Source organism: Plectonema radiosum NIES-515, assembly GCF_025753815.1.
GTDB classification, from domain to species: domain Bacteria; phylum Cyanobacteriota; class Cyanobacteriia; order Cyanobacteriales; family Nostocaceae; genus Hassallia; species Hassallia radiosum_A.
The window spans coordinates 11,135-14,151 of record NZ_JAOWRF010000141.1; the positions used below are offsets into that span (position 1 = coordinate 11,135).

A 3,017-nucleotide genomic window follows, 5' to 3' on the forward strand; every position below is an offset into this window, starting at 1 on the left:
GAACGTTGGTGCTTGTGGAGGTTTGAGCGTTGGTGCTACCATTGATTGCACTACCGTTTTGCTCAGTGATTTGTACGTTGCTTTGACCTTGACCTGCAAATGCTGCACCAGGAGCGATCGCTAAAGCCGCAGCTAAGATTCCAAATGTCAGATTCTTCAACATAATATTTCTAGACCTCATTATTTGTGTGTTGTAGTTGGTTCAAACTGACTTATAAATCCGGGAACTTATTTGCGTATAAATGCTTAGAAAATGAGGAGTTCTCAGTTTTTTACATTGTCGTTTGATTTGATGAGCTTCAAATCAAAGTCGCACCATTCCGGATTTTTCTGAAAGTTTTTTTGAAATTGAATGGGTGCGCTTCATCTGTCCTTGATATAACCTCTAAATGAGGTGAATCTCATATTCAATAGTTTTACCCAAAGTTCTTAGGGGTGTCAAGAGTTTGGGCAAAAGTTTTTTTGGGAAATTCCTGGGCGCTGCTTTTTTTTGGTGCTAGGATCTACGACTATAAGTTAAGATATAAAGTGCTGTAGCTGTGAAACAGAAAGCAAAACCAAGAATCGCTTTTCTGCGTGACAAAGCAGGGCTGACCCAGCTTGAGCTATCACGTCTTGTCGGGGTGACTGAAAGCACCATCCAGAACTGGGAGAGTGGCAGGACTGGAACAGACCATATTGAAAGAATCGTAAGATTTTGCCAAGCTTTAAACTGTCAGGTAGAAGACTTGATTGAGTACGTAAATGCATCCCCAGAAGAAGTTTCGCCAAAAACATCAAGATCCCTGAGCCAGATACATGACCTATTGGGGACTGACGAGCCAACACTTGCCAGCACACCCCAACCTGAAGTAGCTCACAAGGGCAAAGTCGTTAGAAGCAACTCCAACGTATCTTAAGTAAATTCACTCATTCCTAATTTCTTCGGTCATAACCACCAGCCAACTACTGTTGGTACTTGATTGCTTGACTATTGGCACGTCAGAAAAGCAAGTGAGAAAGTGCGTATACTACCTAAATTGAAATGTATGCGGGACACCATTGCCATACTATTATTCTACTCTAAAAGGGTATTACTTGGCAGTGCCTTCATAGATAGCAACAATTCATCGGCAATGTTGATTAACTATTAGTGCCAGCACTCATCTTATAGGTGATGATTATTACCTGGATGCGACTTCCTGCCATAAAGTATCAACTGTCACAAAGTGGTAGCCTTGTTGTAGCAATTGGGGAATCAGACTTTGTGCTGTTGCGGCAACATCTTGTCCGCCGCAAACGCCATCATGCAAAACAATCAGTGAGCCGTTTTGTACTTGCTGGAGAACTCGCTGCACTACGGTAGCGACTCCTGGTCTTACCCAATCTTCTGGGACAACGCTCCACATAACAGGGCGGTAATTCCACTGATGTAATAATTTTAAAGTTTCCGGTGTAAAGAAGCCGTTGGGGGGTCGGACATCACGTAGTTGTGACGGTTGCAGATTGCAAGCATGATGAATTGCAGCTTGGGTTTTTTCTAAGCTTTGCTGAAGTTCAGTTGAGGAAAGCATGGGGAAATTGCGATGATCGTAGCTATGCAATCCGATCCAGTGACCGCGATCGCATATTGTTTTGGCGATCGCTGGATTTCGATTCACGCAAACACCCAACCAAAAAAAACTAGCTTTAATATTATAGCGGTCTAAAACCGCTAAAAGTTCCGGTGTATATTGCGGATGGGGACCATCATCAAAGGTGAGTGCGATCGCTTTAGAATTTGGATTGCCACACCAAAGACACTTAGGAAACGTTGGTTTGAGAATTCGGTAAACAAGCGGATATAGCGAAGCGAATTGCATCTTGAGTCTAGTGAAGAGTTTTACAGGGTTTTTCAGGTGAATGAACCACAATTATGACAAAAGCCAACCTTTATATGTCGCAAGGCTTAGTAGTGGTAGACGTTTGCGGGTAAAAGTTTGCCAGCTCATCTTTCCCACATGAGCAAAAACCCACTTGACCACCTCAATTTCAGAATCATAAATCACAACCTTGTGATTCATTTGTATAATGGCATCATAATATTTTCGATAAAGAAACGGCGGAATATCTGCTTTGGGTTTGCCAAGGCAGACAGAAAGCAGTTGCAAAACCGTCTCGGTTTCTTGTGCCAAATTCAAGTCTCCTCGTCGTAAATCCTCTATCAGTGCGTACTGCAACGCTTCTTCGTCATTGATTTGACGAATAATCACGGGAACTTCTGTTAGTCCAGCTTTTTGAGCTGCCTGATAGCGTCGTTCTCCATTGAGGATTTCGTACCCCTTCTCAGGCAAGGGACGTACTAACAGAGGCTGTAAAATACCATGATATTTAATGGAGGCAACCAAATCCTGTATAGCTGCTTCGTCAAAGTATCGTCGGGGTTGCTGCGTTGACAAACGTAAATTCGTAAGTATTACAAATGTTACGGGTTCCTCATCTGTAAGTGTTAAGTCCCGCAGGTGGTTTGGTCTTTGACAACTCATGGTTCCTCAATCTCTTGAGTTCAGATCTCAAGAATCCTCAGATTTGAGCGTTTGCTCTTGAACAAAGATAACTACCACCAGCAGTCTTAGTTTTCCAGATTACGTCTGTAGTGGCTTGAATTATGTCTCGGTCGATGGTGATTGGCTGTGGTGGACAGGCTTTGCCTACAGTCGTGCGTCTTGTATGGCAATTATCAATATTTACCGACCCAGCTGTAACAAAATTTGTAACGGCAGCATCATTTTTGCCTCTACCCGTTTAAATTGGTGACACACATTCGGGAAATCACTGATTTTAGGGGCAATGCTGCTCAAAGATATACGAGATTATCAAATTTTATTTCTTTCCTTATTCCTAATCTTGGGAATTGGTACAAGAGATTGGACGCTGCGACCAGAGTTGATTGGAGTTGCGATCGCAACCTGTGTATCAACGCAATGGCTTTTGTCAAAAGTCAAAGAAAAGATCCGGAGAGTGAAATACAAAGTAATTTTTCTTTCCCCCCATCCCCC

At 42.8% G+C, this 3,017-nt stretch carries 4 protein-coding genes and 1 pseudogene; 3 read left to right on the plus strand and 2 right to left on the minus strand.

Going from position 1 to position 3,017, the window contains the following annotated elements:
• Nucleotides 1-539: 539 nt before the first annotated feature.
• Complete coding sequence (locus OGM63_RS09470; protein WP_263745268.1) at nt 540-899, plus strand: helix-turn-helix transcriptional regulator; 360 nt, start codon at nt 540-542, stop codon at nt 897-899.
• A gap of 264 nt (nt 900-1,163) precedes the next feature.
• Here OGM63_RS09470 and OGM63_RS09475 read toward each other — a convergent pair whose 3' ends face one another.
• Together OGM63_RS09475 and OGM63_RS09480 are read right to left on the minus strand one after the other, a co-directional pair.
• The gene (locus tag OGM63_RS09475) at nt 1,164-1,841 is read right to left on the minus strand and encodes a polysaccharide deacetylase family protein (protein WP_263745269.1); all 678 of its coding nucleotides are present in this window, start codon (nt 1,839-1,841) and stop codon (nt 1,164-1,166) included.
• Between the two features lie 51 nt (nt 1,842-1,892).
• Nucleotides 1,893-2,504, minus strand: coding sequence for a ParB/RepB/Spo0J family partition protein (locus tag OGM63_RS09480; RefSeq protein ID WP_263745270.1), 612 nt, complete (start codon nt 2,502-2,504; stop codon nt 1,893-1,895).
• A 122-nt stretch (nt 2,505-2,626) separates the two neighbouring features.
• Between OGM63_RS09480 and OGM63_RS09485 the strand changes: the two genes are divergently transcribed.
• Together OGM63_RS09485 and OGM63_RS09490 are read left to right on the plus strand one after the other, a co-directional pair.
• Nucleotides 2,627-2,767: a hypothetical protein gene (locus OGM63_RS09485; protein WP_263745271.1), complete on the plus strand. Its 141-nt coding sequence runs from the start codon at nt 2,627-2,629 to the stop codon at nt 2,765-2,767.
• 41 nt (nt 2,768-2,808) lie between these two features.
• Nucleotides 2,809-3,017: pseudogene (locus OGM63_RS09490) on the plus strand (hypothetical protein); the annotation flags it as partial.